Here is a 16,070-nt window from a genome sequence, read left to right on the forward strand (position 1 = left end):
GCAATGGAGTAACCATGTTCGGTCACTTGCTTTACTGCTGCGATCTTGAATTCTTCGTTATATCGTTCACCAGCCATATCGGCCTCCTCTTTAAATACATTGTAACTTTAAAGAGTGTCTAGATAACTAGGGGCGATTCAGACCCGTTAGCCTTGAATGTATCTATCAAATCGAATATTTGAGTTTTTTCGAAATATTTTTCTGCATTGCTGAAACTTTTCTGAAAATAGCTCCGTATACGTATGTATCCCGTTTGGTTTATTTGAATAACTTAAAAGGAAATCATCATGTTTCAACGTACAAGGCTGCTAACAACCATCTTGATCGTATTTATGTCTGCTTGGCTTAGTGGTTGCGGTGGCGGCGGTGGCGGCGGTGGCAGCGCTAATGCGGGTGGTGCAGATAACAGTGCAGATAACGGTACAGATAACGGTACAGATAACGGTACGGATAACGGCGCAGATAACGGTACAGATAACGGTACAGATAACGGTGCAGATAACGGTGCAGATAACGAAGTCGACGAGGTTGATACCACTGCCCCGTCGGCCAAAATTACGTTTCCAACCGCATTTTCAGGAACCGAAGGCAGTAGTATCATTGTTCGTGGTACCGCGAACGATAGCCAAAGCGCCATTACGGGTGTGCGGGTAAATGATGTAGACGCGACCAGCTCAGATAATTTTGCGACCTGGGAAGTGGCGATTGAATTGCCGAGCGGGCTGAGTACCCTTGTCGTTGAAACAGCCGACAGCGAACTTAACGTCGATACCTTTGCGACCAGTGCACAAATTAATGCCTTCGGTTTTCATTTTTCTTTTCCACGAGGGGTGGTGCTGGACAGCGCCAGTAATCGCGCTTTGGTGATAGATCCTGGTCTTGATGCGTTAATTGCCGTGGATCTGACCAGCGGTGGGCGGACGCTTCTCTCTGGCGACAACATCCCAGACGCAAACAACCGGTTTGATAACCCGCAAGATTTGATACTGGATGGCGGTCGCAATCGTGTGCTTGTCCCCGACATTGGCCTGTCAGCCTTGGTGGCGGTTGATCTTACCAGTGGCGAACGTACGATCCTTTCAGGGAATGGCATACCGAATGATGAAGTTCTCATTAAGTTTCCCAAGACAGCAGTAATTGATAGTGCCAATGACCGTGCCTTGGTGACGGACGGCAATCTTAAAGCCTTAGTCGCGGTTGATCTTGTTACTGGCGAGCGCACTATTCTCTCAAGCAATAGCATTCCAAATAACAAGAACCCGTTTGGTGACCCCATTGGCTTGGCACTCGACAGCGCGAACAACCGTACCTTGGTTGCCGACGGAGGAAAAAAAGCCTTATTGGCCGTGGATCTAACCACCGGTGCGCGCACCATTGTTTCCAGTAGCAGCATACCGAATGCGGATAATAGCCTCAATTCGCCGAAAAAAGTGGCCCTCGATAGCAGTAATAATCGCGCTCTGATTTCTGATATTGGGCTAGACGCGATTATTGCCGTTGACCTGACCACAGGAGCGCGTACGGTGCTGTCGGATAACATCACACCGAATACAGTCAACACGTTTAGCTCGCCGAATGGGATTGCGCTTGATAGTGCCAACAACCGTGCTTTAGTGGTTGATTTTGATGAGGAGGCATTAATCGCCGTTGATTTTACCTCAGGGGCTCGGACGATCATCTCCGACAATGCACTGCCTGATAAAAACAACCGCTTTCGTAATGCGCAGGCCGTAGCAATTGATAGTGCCAACAACCGTGCCTTGGTGGTCGATAGCAGTTTGGACGCACTGATTGCCGTGAACATGAGCACTGGCGTGCGCACCATTATTTCTGATGATGATCTACCCAATGACGCTAACCCATTTGTGTCACCCAGTGGCATCATGCTCGACATCGCTAACAACCGTGTGCTGGTCATTGATGCAGGCCGGCCAGCCCTACTTGCCGTTGATATCACCACGGGTGAACGTACGATTGTCTCTGATGACACCACCCCAAATAACGAGAACCTGTTTGATTTCCCCTTGGATTTAGCGCTCGATACGGCCAATAACCGCGCCTTAGTGTTGGATCAAAACTTGGAAGCCGTGATTGCCGTTGATCTTGTCACTGGCGAACGCACCATCATCTCAGACGCGAATACGCCCAATACCAACAATCCGTTTGAAAGTGCACACGGGATTGCACTCGACAGTGCCAATAATCGTGTGTTGGTTATCGACGACACCCTCGCGGCTTTAATCGCCGTCGATCTTAGCAGTGGCGAACGTACGATTGTTTCGGATGAAAGCACGCCAAATGCAGAAATTCCGTTTGAGTTTCCACGCAGCGTGACCCTCGATATCGCCAATAACCGCGCCTTGGTTACCGATGAATCTCTTGGGGCTATTATCGCTGTAGACCTCACCAGTGGAGTGCGGACGATCCTCTCAAGTGGTGGGATACCGAATCAGGAAAACGTATTTGATGCACCGTTTCGCATGGCCGTCGACAGCACTAATAATCGAGTGCTGGTGGTTGATGAAGACGACGATGCATTAATGGCGGTGGATTTGGTTAACGGCCAGCGTGTTATTATTTCGCGTTAAAGTGTGATTAAAAGCCCTGAAGCCAAGACCAATGTCTTGGCTTTTTTTTGCCTATTTTGCGATTCCTGCCCAGCGGATAAATGATGCCCCTTGATAGCTGGACAAATCCCCTCATGCCCTAGATGATTTCAAAAGACCCATTTATTTAACTAAGAGATAGCGCATGAGCAGCAACCACAAAGACATCCGCAGTTACCAAGGCATTACCCCGCAGTTAGGCGAACGCGTTTTTGTCGATCGCAGCTCAGTGATCATTGGCGACGTAGCATTGGGCGACGACTGCTCGGTGTGGCCACTGGCCGTGATTCGCGGCGACATGCACCACATTCGTATTGGCGCACGCACCAGCGTACAAGACGGTTCGATCCTGCACATCACCCATGCGTCTGATTATAATCCCGGTGGCTATCCCCTGATTATTGGCGACGACGTCACCATCGGCCACCAAGCCATGTTGCATGGCTGCACCATCGGCAACCGCGTACTCATCGGCATGAAATCCATGATTATGGATGGCGCCATCGTCGAAGATGAAGTCATCGTCGCTGCTGGAGCCACCGTATCGCCGGGAAAAGTTTTAGAAAGCGGTTTCGTTTATATGGGTACACCGGCGAAAAAAGTCCGGGCAATTACCGATAAAGAGCGCAGCTTTTTTACCTATGGTGCAGGGAATTATGTGCGGCTGAAGGATAAACATATGGCCGCGGGGTATGATCAGCCGTTTTAAACCGAGGTCTATGCGAACGAAACGCGCCGTTGCTCACTGATATTTGGTTTACTCTGATCGCCAAGTATCGCCTTAACTGTTTGCCAACTGAATTTGAGCGGGTTGGAGGTTGAGACGGAGATTTCTGCTGAGTCGGGCTTAAATGCAAGCAGTAATAAATTCGGGTCATCTTTACCTTTTTCGTACCAAGACTCTATGGTCGCCGACCATTTATTTGCAATGGCTTCGGCGTTCTCGGCCACTGTTATTGTCCCTTTAATTTCAGCCCAGAAATTGTCTTGGCCGTTTGCTATACAAATATTGGCGGATTTCGTGCCATTGAGTATTCCAAACGTTTCACTGCGACGATCGGTGAAAAACCAAACGATATCAGCATCATGATCTGGCTTGGCAGACATTGGTTTCATGAACGTCGTGATGCCATCAATGCCAAGTAATACTGCTGTCTCGGCGTCTAGCTGGCTCCAGAGAGCGGCTTTAGGGTCTTGTTTGAATTGTTCGATGGTTAACATGGTCTTTTCCTCTGCTATTAAATACATGCAATAGACATGCGGAAAGTAGGTCGCGATACAACCGTTGTTATTGATTGTACACAAGGGAATCTGAAGAGATTAATTCTTGAATTTAGAAACTGCGTCTTTAACGGACGATGATAGATTCGCCCATGACGACTCCAAGCCTGACTTTAACGTTTGCCATGCCTCACCAGACGCTTCATTCAGTTTTTTGAGTTCATTCTCACTTTTTTCAATACTGTCTTGTAGCTCGTCGACTTTTTTACTGAGTTCAATTTTAGTGTCTGCAGATGCTTCTGAAGCCTTAGCTTTTAGTTTTTGGGCGTCGGCTTTCATCTCGTCAATATGAGCTTTAATTTTTTCTTGATACAATTCTTTATCATTCATGGGATGTTCCTCTTTTGTCATTTTACAGTTTGACAGGTGCAGGTAGGAATGGTTCATAAAGCCTATAGGTTATTTTTCGATATTTAACGAGTGTGAATTTAATGAGATTAAGGCAATCGTAGTTATATAATTTTGCTGCCAATTTTATATCTAAATAATTGGTATTTTAGCGACCGATTAATTCGCGATAATTAAGTCAATAATGCCCCAAAACTCTAATACACCAAAATACTAGAAGCAAAATACCTTGAATGCTGAATATGAGTGCATAGTAAACCAGTTGGCTGTAGTAGAATAGCCAAGTCTGTATTTCCTTTCCATAACGTTGATACGACAACTCTCGAACCAATAAAATCATGCAAAGAGCCACTGATAGCGCCAAAAGACAGTGATGGCGTAAAATTATCACTGGCCTAATCTAGCAAATATATTGAGACATCTTTCGTAAGTGTGTAAATACCTGTCTAATTCCATACTATTCGATTTTTTTGCGTCGAATTGACATGAAAGAGAATTTTTAGAGGTTGCAGCGTAATAGATATTGGTGTTATTTGATGGCTTATCTCGTCTCTATTATTGCTATCTCGCGCACACCAACCTTAAAAACCATCTAAGGGATTAGACTATGGTTGCTTTTTTTAAGAAGCTCTTCGCTATTATCGTTTGGCTATATAAATATAAATGGCGTCTGCTTGGTTCAGTGATCGGTTTGATGACTATCTCGCTGCTGCTGGGCAAACTCTATCAGCATTGGGACGATGATCCAGATCGCGGTGCTGTTGCGATGGACAATGGAGCGTTCGGTGAAAGTTATTCTACGCCTATTTATCTAGATCAAGGTTGGTCTGAATCTGAAAGCCTCTGGTTTTACAACACCACGCAGGGCTCGGGTTTACTTCCTTATGATTTATATCTCTCGTTAGAGGAGTCTAGTTCTCAGCGCTTACTGCGCGATAACGCGAATATGGATAAATATCGCTACTTGCCACAGAAGCCTACATTCTTTAATCCCGATGGTTTGGCTGTAGGTTTTGTTAAGGACGAATACCAAGGTAAGGATTACGTTGGTTTTACCTGTGCAGCTTGCCATACGTCTCAAGTTAATTTTAAAGGTCAGGCGATTCGCATCGACGGCGGCCCAGCCATGTCAGACATCTCCGGTTTTTTCGCCGAACTCGAAAAGTCGATGATGGCTATCCTTACCGATTCAGAAAAGCAGCAGCGTTTTATCGCAAGTGTACTGGCGTTAGAAAACAACTATGAGAATGCAGACCAAGTTGTTGCCGATTTGAAAAAGTGGTCGGGCACAATTCATTTGTACAATACCGTTAACCATAGTCATGTTAAATATGGCTATGCGCGCTTGGATGCATTTGGTCGTATATACAATCGAGTGTTGCAGCACATGATTAATAAGGAGCAATTGTCTAATGCAATGAAGTTGGCGGTTTCACCGACTGGCGTTCGACTTTTAACCGATAAACAAATCACTAATGTGTTAGCCAGTGTTGGTGAGAATATTATTGTTGATAGCCAGTTCTCTAAAATAATAAATCGTTTAGCATCGAATGATCAGGGGTATCCTAGCTTAAATTTACGCGATTTATTGCGTGTTCGAGATCAAGTTTTTAATGAAGCCGATGCGCCAGTAAGCTATCCATTTCTATGGGATATTGGCCAATCAGATTATGTGCAGTGGAATGGCCTTGCACAAAATTATGCTTTGGGTCCGCTAGGTCGCAATACCGGTGAAGTAATTGGCGTTTTTGGTATTCTTGATTGGACGGCTGAAACGCCGAGCTACTTCGATTTGTCGTCGTTACTTACAGATCAAAAAAACAAGAATAAAGTGGTTAATTTTAAATCGTCAATTGATTTAACGAACCTTCGGCGCTTAGAGGCACAATTACAACGATTACAGTCGCCCGTTTGGCCACAAGAGATTTTGGGCAAGATTGACACCGGGAAAGCAGAGCGAGGACAAACCTTGTTTGCTCAATATTGCCAGACTTGCCATGTCGTTGTTGATCGTTCTAATAGCAAACGTTTGGTCGTTGCCAGTATGGTTGATATTAATATCGTTGGTACGGATAAAAAAATGGCATTAAACGGTGTTCAATATGCGGGCAAGTCGGGCAACTTAAAGGACACGGTACAATCTACCGATGTCGGCAATGTTGTGATTCGTGAGGATGCTCCGGTTGTTCAAATTCTTACCTCGGCTACCAAGGGTGTGATTGCGACACCAGATGCTGATAAGTGGTTTTTACGTCGATGGCTCGATCGCTTATACACGTTAGGTTTGTCGTTTTTCGACAATGATATTCCGAACACGGTGAAGAGCGGCAACTACAAGTCGGATACTACGTCTAGTCCATATAATTCATTATTGGCTTACAAAGGTCGCTCGCTGAATGGCATTTGGGCGACGGCACCTTATCTGCACAATGGCTCCGTTCCTACGTTATACGATTTATTATTACCTAAAAAACGTGTAAGAGATCCTGATGATGGCAAATATCGCCCAGATTCATTCGTTGTTGGCGCGCGTGAGTTTGATCCCGTCAAGGTAGGTTTTATCTCAACGGGTTACGATGGTTTTACTTATAATACGAGCATTACTATAGATCGTCCTATGGAGGGTAATGACAATGCTGGGCATGAATATGCTGCGGGTAAAACACCCCAGTTGAATGGATCGGTGTTACCTGCTTTGAATGAGCAACAGCGCTGGGATCTTGTTGAGTATTTAAAGACCTTATAAAGGAACAAAGACAGACGTTATGACTATGGATTTTTTGGCCGAGTTCGATGTAGCTCCAGATGTAGAAAAATGTTCGTTGGTTCGAAAGTGGATTAAAACAAACCCTTTACCATTTTTTAAGCAGTTACGTGCAGAGCGCCCAATACTTGTGACACCTGAGTGTACCTTGTTGGCAAGGTCCACCGATGTGCGTGATTGTTTGCAAATGCCGACCATTTTTTCAGTGGATTTATACAAGTCTAAAATGGGCGTTACTGATGACAACCCAGGCTATTTAATGGCCCATGATGACGATGCCTTACATTATCGTGAGAAATCCATCATGCAGAGCATGCTGAATCGCGATGATATTCCACGTATTAAAAAGTTGATTAGTGAAACGTCAAAAAAGATTCTCGACGATGCAGATGGTCAGATAGAAATTATTAACAGTTATTGCCGTATGGTTCCTGTTATTTTGGTGCAAGAGTATTTTGGTTTTGATGGCATTGGGCCAGAGAAATTATTTAAATGGTCGTTTTGGAATCAGTACAATACATTTCATAATCAACCGTTCGATCTGAACCCGAAAGAAAAACATGATCATATTGTGCAGCGTCATGAGGAGTGTACTGCCGAACTGACTGAATATCTCAAAGCAATGATTCTGCGCAAGCTTTTTGCGGTGAAGGTGAAAGATCGTGTGTTGAAACCAGCGTTAAAAGTGAAAAATGCTGTTAGAGGTTTAGTTGGTAAAGAACCAGACGTACATGAAGACGATATAGTTACGCGTATGCTGCGTTCATCTTTCCCTGACGAAGTTGATTTTCCATTGATTCGCTTAGGGCGAAATGTGGGGGGCTTACTTATCGGTACAGTCGAAACCACTTCTAAAGCGGTCGCTCAAGTAATTCGTTTCTTTTTAGAACGTCCCGAATTACTAGCCCAAGCAAAAGCGGCATCGTTGCTGGAAAATACGGAGGAAATCGAGAGCCTTGTCTGGGAGGCGCTACGTTTCGTTCCTATAGGTGCTTATATGTTTAGGCAAGCGACACAAGATTACACTATCGCCAAAGGTACTGAACACGAAACTACTGTTAAAAAAGGTACCACAATATTGGCCCTAACTCAGTCGGCGATGTTTGACGAGTACGCGTACGTTAACGCCGATGAATTTAATAAAGACCGAAATTGGTATCACAATTTCACCTACGGCTTCGGTGCTCATGATTGTTTGGGTAAATATATCGGTATGGCGATGCTGCCTGAAATGGTACGCCAAGTATTAGCACTAGATGGCGTACATGCAATTTCAGCAATGGATTTTAAAGATGGACCGTTTCCTGAGCGTTACGAACTTGCTTGGTAAGAATAAAAGACATTGCTGTGACTGTAATGCACTAATAGTTAGGCCTAAGTTTTTCGTGGCTATATCGCTTACTAATTTTATTTCTCTCTCACGTCCGCGAAAATACTAACAGCGTCGACGGCATCTTTAGTGCCAGCTCTAATTTGCAATATAACAGCACCTGCCTGTTGAGCTAAGTCTAAACCATGAGATGCCTGAGATTTACAAGCTGCCATACTTGTTATAGCGCTATTAGTACCTGTTTGAATCTTTCCAATCATGTCAGAAATTTCTTGGGTTGAACGGCTGGTGCGTCCTGCTAATTGACGAACTTCATCGGCAACAACGGCAAAGCCTCGCCCTTGGTCTCCTGCACGTGCAGCTTCAATCGCGGCGTTTAACGCCAGCAGGTTGGTCTGATCGGCAATGCCACGGATTGTATTAACGATCGATGTGATTTGTTCCGATTGCTTGCCTAATTCGGCAATGATGGTTGCAGATTTATCGACAGCCTCAGATATTTGAGACATCTCTTTTGCTGCATCTTGTACAACATCAGTACCAAGAGCTGCGGCTTTTTCTGTTTCGACCGCTATGTGATATGCACGAGATGCATTTTCAGCTTCTTGCCGATTCTTTTTAATATCATCAGTAATATCGGTGGCATACTTTATAAAGCCAAATAGATTGCCTTTATTATCAAGGAGAGGGTTATACGAAGCCTCTAGCCAAACTGTATTACCGTTTTTCGCAATTCGTTCGAAGCGGTTAGATATATATCGGCCACTTTTGAGCTGATCCCAGAACTTTTTATAGTCGTCGCTATCGGCATAATTTTTGTCGCAGAATATTCTATGATGTTTACCTATAATTTCCTGCTCCGAGTAGCCCATTACGTTTAAAAAATTACGATTGGCAGAAACAACATTGCCTTTTAAGTCGAAGCGAATCACAGCACTGGAGCGATCGACTGCTTCTTGCTTGGCTCTATTATCATTCTCCGTTTCTACTCGTTGCGTTACGTCATGGGCTATTTTTAGTATCTTGATAATTGTATGGTTCGCATCAATCACTGGCGCATAGGATGCTTCAAGCCAAACGATATCACCGTTGCCTTTGATCCTCTTATATTCACCGTGCATCGTGGTGCCATTGGCGAGCGATCGCCAAAAATCTTTATATTCAGCTGAATCTATATAGCTAGGTTCGCATATTGTGCGGTGGTGACGGCCAATAAAGTCTTGGGCTTGATACCCTACCATTTTTAGGTATTTGTCATTGGCGAACAAAATTTCTCCAGAAGGCGAAAACTCAGCAACAGCCATAGAGCGGTAGACCGCCTCAACAGTAGATGTATCAGGCCCCTTGTCGGGGCTGGGCTTTTTACTTGAGTTGCCGAAGATGTTCATTCGCCTTACCTTATTGGGAATTGGGTTGTTCGCTTATTAAAGCTAGATCACTTCTATGGCGCGTCAAGCGCACTGATAGTCGATTTTTAGTATTAGAGATAACTTTGCTAGTAACATACACTTCAACGCTTACTTTTATGCCTCGAGTCTCATCTATCTATATAAATTCTGTCACCTTACTGCGTCAGCGCGAGCTGGCCCGATCTCGCCGTGAGTTTCTCGCGCGAGGCAGTCGTGTCAAACGCTGCACTGATTGCATGTTGGCTAAGTCGCTGTGCATGTGTTCATTACGTCCAGCCCCATCGGGTGCCGTGGCTGTTTGTCTTGTTTATTATCAAGGCGAGGTATTCAAACCCAGTAATACGGGCCGATTAGTGGCTGATGTTTTGGCTGACAATCATGCCTTTCTGTGGAATCGTACTGAGCCAGATGCAGATATGTTGGCTGTGATGCAGCGTGAAGACTATGCGCCTCTGGTGATATTCCCTTACAACTACGCTCTGCCCGAACGCCATATGAAAGACGACGAGACTTTGCAGCGCTATTTGGCAGGGCGCAAACCTTTGCTGATTTTTCTTGATGGCACTTGGCGCGAGGCGCGCAAAATGTTTCGCAGTTCTTGGCTGGCTAATTATCCAGTGATTGCGATTGAGCCAACACAAGCGTCGAATTATCGCTTACGCGAAGCCTTTCATGAGCATCAGTTGGGTACAGCAGAAGTGGCAATTGATATTTTACAGCGCATGGGCGAAAGCCAGTGTGCAGATAATCTATCGACCTATTTTGAGTTATTTAAAGATCGTTATTTAGCTGGACGAGCGAATCACTTTACGACGGACGATAGTGTGAATTGATAGCAAATAGAAAGCGCCGTCCAATAGCGGCGCTTTTTATATTTAAATGATTACTTATTCAGGTGCATTGCCAATATCAAATAAGGTTATTTGATTGCCCATTCGTGTTTGCACCGCTCCCGTTGCTAAACCTTTCGAGAATAATAAAATATTCAACGAACCGCCGTAGAAGAAATTTCCGAGGCGAGTATAGCCACGCTTCACTTGTGCGCCTGGCACGATATCTTCATCAAGCACAACTGAGCCTATGGTATCTAAGCCCACTGGAATAGAGGCAACATAGCCTTCGACTTCGTTGCCGAAGACATTTTTGTAAGTCACTTTAATAATGACGACGCCGCGTTGAAATACTTCGAATTGGCCGAAATCGGTTCCTGCACGACCAACGTTACCGTCTTGTGGCACCCAGTTTGGCCAGTCAATGTAACCATAGGTTCCGGCTTCAATGACTTCTGCATGCACTACCTCACCGCTAACAGGGGTATGAAAGTGGTGATAGGTATTTGGCATCAATACGCAAGACAGTCCAGTACCACCGACGAATTTCTGTTTGATATCGTCGGGGGTGTGACCGAGTAGATGAACTAAATCGATGGGGATGTTTTTTACGTCGAGTACGGTATCGGCTTGTAGTGGATTGTTGATGAAGGCACGTTCACTTTCCATTGTGCCACCGAGTACTTGTACTAAAGGGTTCATAATACAGTCGGTTGGCGAAGACACTACATAGTCTTTTTCTGGCATGGTGACGGGGCGGCTAGGAATAACTTCATTTTGCGTATCAATTTTAATTTGCCGCGCAAAAAACTCATTCCACGAGTTGTAATTGTATTCATCACCTGCAGGTGGAATATAATCGGTGATTTCAATGCGCGGATCTTCTACCCATTCTGGCACTAGAGCCGCGGAGGCTTGAGTATTCATATAGGCCCCGCGCTGCATGCTAAAATCACGAGTAAATTTAAAGCCAGTTTCTAAAGGTGTTAAATGATCCGGCATATAGCCTTGCACAAAGGCTTGCGCGGCTGGGTTTTTATAGTAATACCAAGCAAAGTTCTGAATGTACTTTAGGCCATTATCTTGGTCGCCACTGATGCTGGGTAAAAAGGTACACCAATCGCGAAAAGTCGTCAGCATGTTAACCACTAAGCCATCGACGGTGATATTGCCTTTCCATGGGTTTTCCATTTGGTAAGAGGCGGGCAGCTCTTGCATTTGGGTATCGACGGCCTCTAACGCTTGGTAGGTTTTTTCGTCGGTTACGTATTGTTGTGCTAGGTAAAATAATGAGGCGTAACAGGGAGAGTCGGTGAGGGTTTCAATGACATCAGGGGTCAATAGTGGCTCCCCGGTTACTGGTGACATCAATTGGGGGAGAGAGTCTGCTGGGCCTTCGTGTAGAGTGCGCGGCGTCGGCCATAGGAAATAGGCAATAAGTACAAGAATAAGCACACCAACCAACTTGGTGATAGTGCTATTGGATAGCATAGACATGGGTCTCTCCCTGTAATGATGGATGCGGTATCAGCCAATTTTTACTTAGCTTTGTTGAAATCAGCATACTGGATGCAGAGCTGCGGGATAACTGGGTTAGGTCAATGTGTCGCAAGATTACTTAGTTCTTTATGCTTTAACGCAAGAAATTGCTGGTGATTTCCGCGCCTGAAGCGAGACAGAGTGGCCTTTGGCGGTTACAATCTGGCCCTTTCATATAGCCATTAAGAAGCAATTCCCATGGGCAGAGCGTACCAGAACCGTAAAGAATCAATGGCCAAGACGGCCGGAGCAAAAACCAAGGTCTATTCCCGATATGGCCGCGAGATCTACGTTATCGCGAAAGCCGGTGGTACTGATCCTTCCGCTAACCTTTCATTGCGTAGCTTAATTGATCGAGCGAAGAAAGATCAGGTGCCTTCGCATGTGATTGAGAAAGCACTCGATAAGGCCAAGGGCGGCATCGGTGAAGATTACGTTCCTGCGTTGTACGAAGGTATTGCACCTGGTGGCTGCATGGTATTGATCAGCGCCTTAACGGATAACCACAACCGTACTTTCGGTGAGATTCGTGGTGTGTTCTCTAAGTGTAAAGCTAAGCTGGGTACTCAGGGCTCGGTTTCTCATATGTTTGATCATCGTGCGATGTTTGTATTTGCTGGTGACGACGAAGAAGTAGCGCTAGAAGCGTTGATGATGGCTGATGTTGATGTTTCTGACATTGATTGCGAAGACGGCATGATCACAGTGTTAGTACCGCCGACTGATTTCTTTAAAACCAAAACGGCATTGCAGGAAATGAATCCTGAGATCGATTTTGAAGTTGAAGAAATTACCTATTTGCCAACGATGGAACATCCAATTACTGGTGACGATGTGGCCCAGTTTGAGCGTTTCGCTGCGTTGATTAACGATCTAGAAGATGTGCAAGAAATCTATCATAACGGTACTTTTGATAGTTGAATCTAAGTAAATAAAAAGGGCGCTAACGGCGCCCTTTTTATTGCTAGCATTTATTGAGGCATTCCCGACAGCGTTAACGTGACACTTAAGCCACCACCGGACCTGTGTTCGTATTTGACCTCACCGTGTAGTGTTTCGACAATGCGCTGCACGATAGACAGCCCTAACCCAGCGCCTGGTTTATCTTGGCCGTGGGCACGATAAAAGCGTTCACTGAGTCGATGAAGATCGGCGTCACTTACTCCGCGACCTCTGTCTTCTACTTTAATTATTATTTGTTCTATATCTGCCGTAACGCTTAAGGTAATAATATTTTCTTTATCGCCATAACGAATAGCGTTATCGACTAGGTTCCGTAAGGCGATATTAAACAATGTCGGATTAATGTTTAGCAGTAGTGGTTGATCGGGTGCAGAGCTCTCTAAGACAAGCTCCGCTCCAGCGGCTTCTGCCATTCCCCACGAGTCGGCAAGTAATCGGCGGCAGAGTTCGTTGACGTCACACGCTTCGCCTATGTGGTTAGGAGCATCGTCGTCTAACCGAGCCAGTAATAATAATTGTTCAACCACGCGATGACTGCGCGTCACGCTATCTGATAGCTTACTTAATTCGTCTTGCATGCTGCTATCGGCGGTTTTTTGCAGGCTTTGAGTCCGTAGTTTCATCACTGCTAATGGAGTGCGTAGCTCGTGCGCTGCATCGGCGACAAAGCGGCGTTCTTTATCAATACCATTGTGTAGTCGATTAAATAGTAGATTCATTTCTTCTACGACGGGTTTGAGTTCGTTGGGCATAGGGTCAAAATGAATGGGCTGTAGATTATTCATGGTGCGCCCCCGAATCATCCAATTTAGCTCGTCAAGCTTTGCTAAGCCATAATTAATGACTGTGTTAGCGATGAAACTGCATAAAATGAGCGCCAGCAATCCTGAAAATATGAACATGTTAAATAAAGAGTCGCTTAGCTCAGCGCGAGCGACAGGGATTTCAGCAACCAATAACCAGCTATTGCTTCTGGGAAGTTTATCAACATAAACAACCCAGTCTTGCTGGTTTTTGGATTGGTAATAAAAACCTTTTTCTAATGGTGCTAGTGCAAATTCGGGGCTGCTGGCTGAGCGGAAATTTAACTCGCTGCCATCATGATTCCAAACTTGCAGTAGAATTTTCTTTTCATAAACCTGCAGAGTTGTCGGCATAGGCTCATTAATTGATATGGTTTCATCCAAAGCTTTGCCGATATTTTTAGCATAGTTTTGAATGTCGGGTTGATCGATAACGCCTTTAATTATTCGGGCAATCGTTAGTAGCTCGGCATCAAATACTTCATTAACTTCGTGACGAGCAATGTAATGACTTAGTACGCTATTAATAACCAGTGCTAATAATACCGTTGCAATAACCGACCATAGCAAACGATACTTAATCGAATTAATCATCGTTCGAAGCCTTGCTTGACTCAATTAATGTGTAACCAATGCCGCGAATGGTACGAATTAACTCCGGATAAAACTTTTTCCGTAAGTGATGCACATGTACTTCTAAAGCATTACTGCCTACATCTTCGCTCCAACCGTAAATAGCTTGTTCAAGCTGTTGGCGAGTAAATACTTGTTTTGGACGTGTCATAAATATTTCTAGCAATGTATATTCTCGGCGAGATAGGCTGACTTCTTCACCTTTATAAAAAACCTGATGACTATTAGGCTCAAGACGAACAAGATCGAACACGAGTGCTGATTCTGAGCGTACTTTTCGGCGGCGTAATAGCGCGCGTACTCTTGCCGTTAACTCGTCCAGTTCAAATGGCTTTAATAGATAATCGTCTGCACCGGCATCAAGACCTGTAACTCTGTCGTGTAAACTATCACGAGCAGTCAGAATTAATATAGGTAACTCTGAGCCGCGGGCACGCAATTCTTTAATGATTTGAATTCCGTCGATTATCGGTAATCCGATATCCATAATCGCCAGATCGAAATCTTCTTTTATTAATGCATTAAGTGCATGCTGACCGTCTTTCACCCAATCGACCACATAACTCATGTTGCGCAGAGTTGTGACTAAGCTTTCCCCAAGCATTGGATCGTCTTCCACGACGAGTAGGCGCATTAGCGGATGCCCCAATAGGTAACGTTTTGTTCTTCAAGGAATGCTTCCGCATCAATACCCATTAGCATCGCCAGCGAACTGCAAAGCCCTGCTTCAACACAGGTTGGGGCAATGGTCGTAATGGAACGTGGGGCGCTAACGACAGGCCATCCTGTTAATGGGTTAAGTATATGGCTGTAGCGTTGGTTATTTTTTAGTAGATAACGACGTGAATCACCGCTGGTTGCTAAGCCACCATTGGAAATATCAATTATTGTTTCTTGTTGCTGCATATTATTGTTATTTTCGTCCGTTACGGTTTCTATACCGACTTGCCATGGGTGACCATTTTTACGTGGTCCTTGTACGCGTAAGTCGCCACCAAAGTTAACTAAAAATGCGTCTTTGAATTGGCTTTTAACTAAGTCGTAAGCTTTATCGACCGCGTATTCTTTTCCTATTCCGCCGAGATCAATTTCCATACCGGCAGGCAGAGTTAGTGTGGGTCGTTGCCATTGCACTTTTTGCCAACCAATTAATGGCAGTATGGTATCAATAGCAGCTTGTTCTGGGACATTGTCAGAACCGTCAAAGCGCCAAATTGCGCGTAATTTCCCCGAGGTAATATCAAACAGTCCGTTTGATAACTGCCAAAGTGTGGCGGCGAAATCGAGCATGTCGGCGGTTTCATCGTCGACAACGACAGCAACGCCGTTGGCGTTGTTGATTTGAAAAATAATATTATCATCGCGGTAGCGACTGAGGTGTCGCTCTATACGCTGTGTTTCTGCTTGCACGAGCTGCCCCAAAGCGAGCGCCAGCGTAGAATCTGTTGTGTCGAATATAACTTCACATGTACTAGCCATAGCCGGAAAGCGAACTCGGCATAGGTCTGAGGTTTGTGTTAATTGTAAGCAGTAGTCCACGCTACTTTCTCGCTACTTTCTCGCT

At 44.9% G+C, this 16,070-nt stretch carries 13 protein-coding genes; 6 read left to right on the plus strand and 7 right to left on the minus strand.

The genetic code is table 11. From position 1 onward, the window contains the following. Positions 1-287 precede the first annotated feature (287 nt). Together UXZ23_RS06200 and UXZ23_RS06205 are read left to right on the plus strand one after the other, a co-directional pair. The gene (locus UXZ23_RS06200) at positions 288-2,588 is read left to right on the plus strand and encodes a hypothetical protein (RefSeq protein WP_320819757.1); all 2,301 of its coding nucleotides are present in this window, start codon (positions 288-290) and stop codon (positions 2,586-2,588) included. A 163-nt stretch (positions 2,589-2,751) separates the two neighbouring features. Further along, positions 2,752-3,315, plus strand: a complete 564-nt coding sequence (locus UXZ23_RS06205; protein WP_320819758.1) for a gamma carbonic anhydrase family protein — start codon at positions 2,752-2,754, stop codon at positions 3,313-3,315. Between the two features lie 8 nt (positions 3,316-3,323). Here the strand turns inward: UXZ23_RS06205 and UXZ23_RS06210 are convergent, their stop codons facing one another. Continuing rightward, on the minus strand, positions 3,324-3,827 hold the full coding sequence (locus UXZ23_RS06210; protein WP_320819759.1) for a pyridoxamine 5'-phosphate oxidase family protein: 504 nt from the start codon (positions 3,825-3,827) through the stop codon (positions 3,324-3,326). Positions 3,828-3,926: 99 nt separating this feature from the next. Continuing rightward, positions 3,927-4,217 (minus strand): coiled coil domain-containing protein, encoded by a 291-nt coding sequence (locus tag UXZ23_RS06215; RefSeq protein ID WP_320819760.1) that lies wholly within the window; start codon positions 4,215-4,217, stop codon positions 3,927-3,929. 625 nt (positions 4,218-4,842) lie between these two features. Here UXZ23_RS06215 and UXZ23_RS06220 point away from each other — a divergent pair. Both UXZ23_RS06220 and UXZ23_RS06225 read left to right on the plus strand, forming a co-directional pair. Beyond that, a complete protein-coding gene (locus tag UXZ23_RS06220) occupies positions 4,843-6,981 on the plus strand; it encodes a di-heme-cytochrome C peroxidase (protein WP_320819761.1) in 2,139 nt (712 codons plus the stop codon). A 19-nt stretch (positions 6,982-7,000) separates the two neighbouring features. Beyond that, positions 7,001-8,329 carry a cytochrome P450 gene (locus UXZ23_RS06225; protein ID WP_320819762.1) on the plus strand — a complete coding sequence of 443 codons (1,329 nt, stop codon included), beginning with the start codon at positions 7,001-7,003 and terminating at the stop codon, positions 8,327-8,329. A 77-nt stretch (positions 8,330-8,406) separates the two neighbouring features. Here UXZ23_RS06225 and UXZ23_RS06230 read toward each other — a convergent pair whose 3' ends face one another. Then, entirely contained in the window at positions 8,407-9,717 is a 1,311-nt protein-coding gene (locus UXZ23_RS06230) for a PAS domain-containing methyl-accepting chemotaxis protein (RefSeq protein WP_320819763.1), read from the minus strand. A gap of 137 nt (positions 9,718-9,854) precedes the next feature. Between UXZ23_RS06230 and UXZ23_RS06235 the strand changes: the two genes are divergently transcribed. Beyond that, complete coding sequence (locus tag UXZ23_RS06235) at positions 9,855-10,571, plus strand: tRNA-uridine aminocarboxypropyltransferase (RefSeq protein WP_320819764.1); 717 nt, start codon at positions 9,855-9,857, stop codon at positions 10,569-10,571. Between the two features lie 54 nt (positions 10,572-10,625). On the opposite strand, the gene UXZ23_RS06240 is transcribed toward UXZ23_RS06235, so the two are convergent. Further along, a complete protein-coding gene (locus UXZ23_RS06240; protein ID WP_320819765.1) occupies positions 10,626-12,065 on the minus strand; it encodes a phosphatidylserine decarboxylase in 1,440 nt (479 codons plus the stop codon). A 240-nt stretch (positions 12,066-12,305) separates the two neighbouring features. Here UXZ23_RS06240 and UXZ23_RS06245 point away from each other — a divergent pair, with 240 nt between their 5' ends. Beyond that, positions 12,306-13,028, plus strand: a complete 723-nt coding sequence (locus tag UXZ23_RS06245) for a YebC/PmpR family DNA-binding transcriptional regulator (RefSeq protein ID WP_320819766.1) — start codon at positions 12,306-12,308, stop codon at positions 13,026-13,028. A gap of 50 nt (positions 13,029-13,078) precedes the next feature. Here UXZ23_RS06245 and UXZ23_RS06250 read toward each other — a convergent pair whose 3' ends face one another. From UXZ23_RS06250 to UXZ23_RS06260, 3 genes are read right to left on the minus strand one after another with little or no spacing between them, the layout of a single operon-like run. Beyond that, the gene (locus UXZ23_RS06250; protein ID WP_320819767.1) at positions 13,079-14,467 is read right to left on the minus strand and encodes an ATP-binding protein; all 1,389 of its coding nucleotides are present in this window, start codon (positions 14,465-14,467) and stop codon (positions 13,079-13,081) included. Continuing rightward, on the minus strand, positions 14,460-15,140 hold the full coding sequence (locus tag UXZ23_RS06255) for a response regulator transcription factor (protein WP_320819768.1): 681 nt from the start codon (positions 15,138-15,140) through the stop codon (positions 14,460-14,462). Before UXZ23_RS06255 ends, UXZ23_RS06250 begins: the two co-directional genes overlap by 8 nt. Then, the gene (locus tag UXZ23_RS06260; protein ID WP_414491463.1) at positions 15,140-16,045 is read right to left on the minus strand and encodes an FAD:protein FMN transferase; all 906 of its coding nucleotides are present in this window, start codon (positions 16,043-16,045) and stop codon (positions 15,140-15,142) included. Before UXZ23_RS06260 ends, UXZ23_RS06255 begins: the two co-directional genes overlap by 1 nt. Positions 16,046-16,070 lie beyond the last annotated feature (25 nt).

The sequence above is a fragment of the Thalassolituus sp. genome, from assembly GCF_034111725.1.
GTDB lineage: Bacteria > Pseudomonadota > Gammaproteobacteria > Pseudomonadales > Oceanobacteraceae > Thalassolituus.

Excerpts from the sequence above, each read along its gene's own strand:
- UXZ23_RS06235 (WP_320819764.1), top strand. The coding sequence starts at position 9,855 with ATGCCTCGAGTCTCATCTATCTATATAAATTCTGTCACCTTACTGCGT.
- UXZ23_RS06245 (WP_320819766.1), top strand. The coding sequence starts at position 12,306 with ATGGGCAGAGCGTACCAGAACCGTAAAGAATCAATGGCCAAGACGGCC.
- UXZ23_RS06210 (WP_320819759.1), bottom strand. The coding sequence starts at position 3,827 with ATGTTAACCATCGAACAATTCAAACAAGACCCTAAAGCCGCTCTCTGG.
- UXZ23_RS06230 (WP_320819763.1), bottom strand. The coding sequence starts at position 9,717 with ATGAACATCTTCGGCAACTCAAGTAAAAAGCCCAGCCCCGACAAGGGG.
- UXZ23_RS06240 (WP_320819765.1), bottom strand. The coding sequence starts at position 12,065 with ATGTCTATGCTATCCAATAGCACTATCACCAAGTTGGTTGGTGTGCTT.
- UXZ23_RS06255 (WP_320819768.1), bottom strand. The coding sequence starts at position 15,140 with ATGCGCCTACTCGTCGTGGAAGACGATCCAATGCTTGGGGAAAGCTTA.
- UXZ23_RS06225 (WP_320819762.1), top strand. The coding sequence starts at position 7,001 with ATGACTATGGATTTTTTGGCCGAGTTCGATGTAGCTCCAGATGTAGAA.
- UXZ23_RS06205 (WP_320819758.1), top strand. The coding sequence starts at position 2,752 with ATGAGCAGCAACCACAAAGACATCCGCAGTTACCAAGGCATTACCCCG.
- UXZ23_RS06250 (WP_320819767.1), bottom strand. The coding sequence starts at position 14,467 with ATGATTAATTCGATTAAGTATCGTTTGCTATGGTCGGTTATTGCAACG.
- UXZ23_RS06220 (WP_320819761.1), top strand. The coding sequence starts at position 4,843 with ATGGTTGCTTTTTTTAAGAAGCTCTTCGCTATTATCGTTTGGCTATAT.
- UXZ23_RS06215 (WP_320819760.1), bottom strand. The coding sequence starts at position 4,217 with ATGAATGATAAAGAATTGTATCAAGAAAAAATTAAAGCTCATATTGAC.
- UXZ23_RS06200 (WP_320819757.1), top strand. The coding sequence starts at position 288 with ATGTTTCAACGTACAAGGCTGCTAACAACCATCTTGATCGTATTTATG.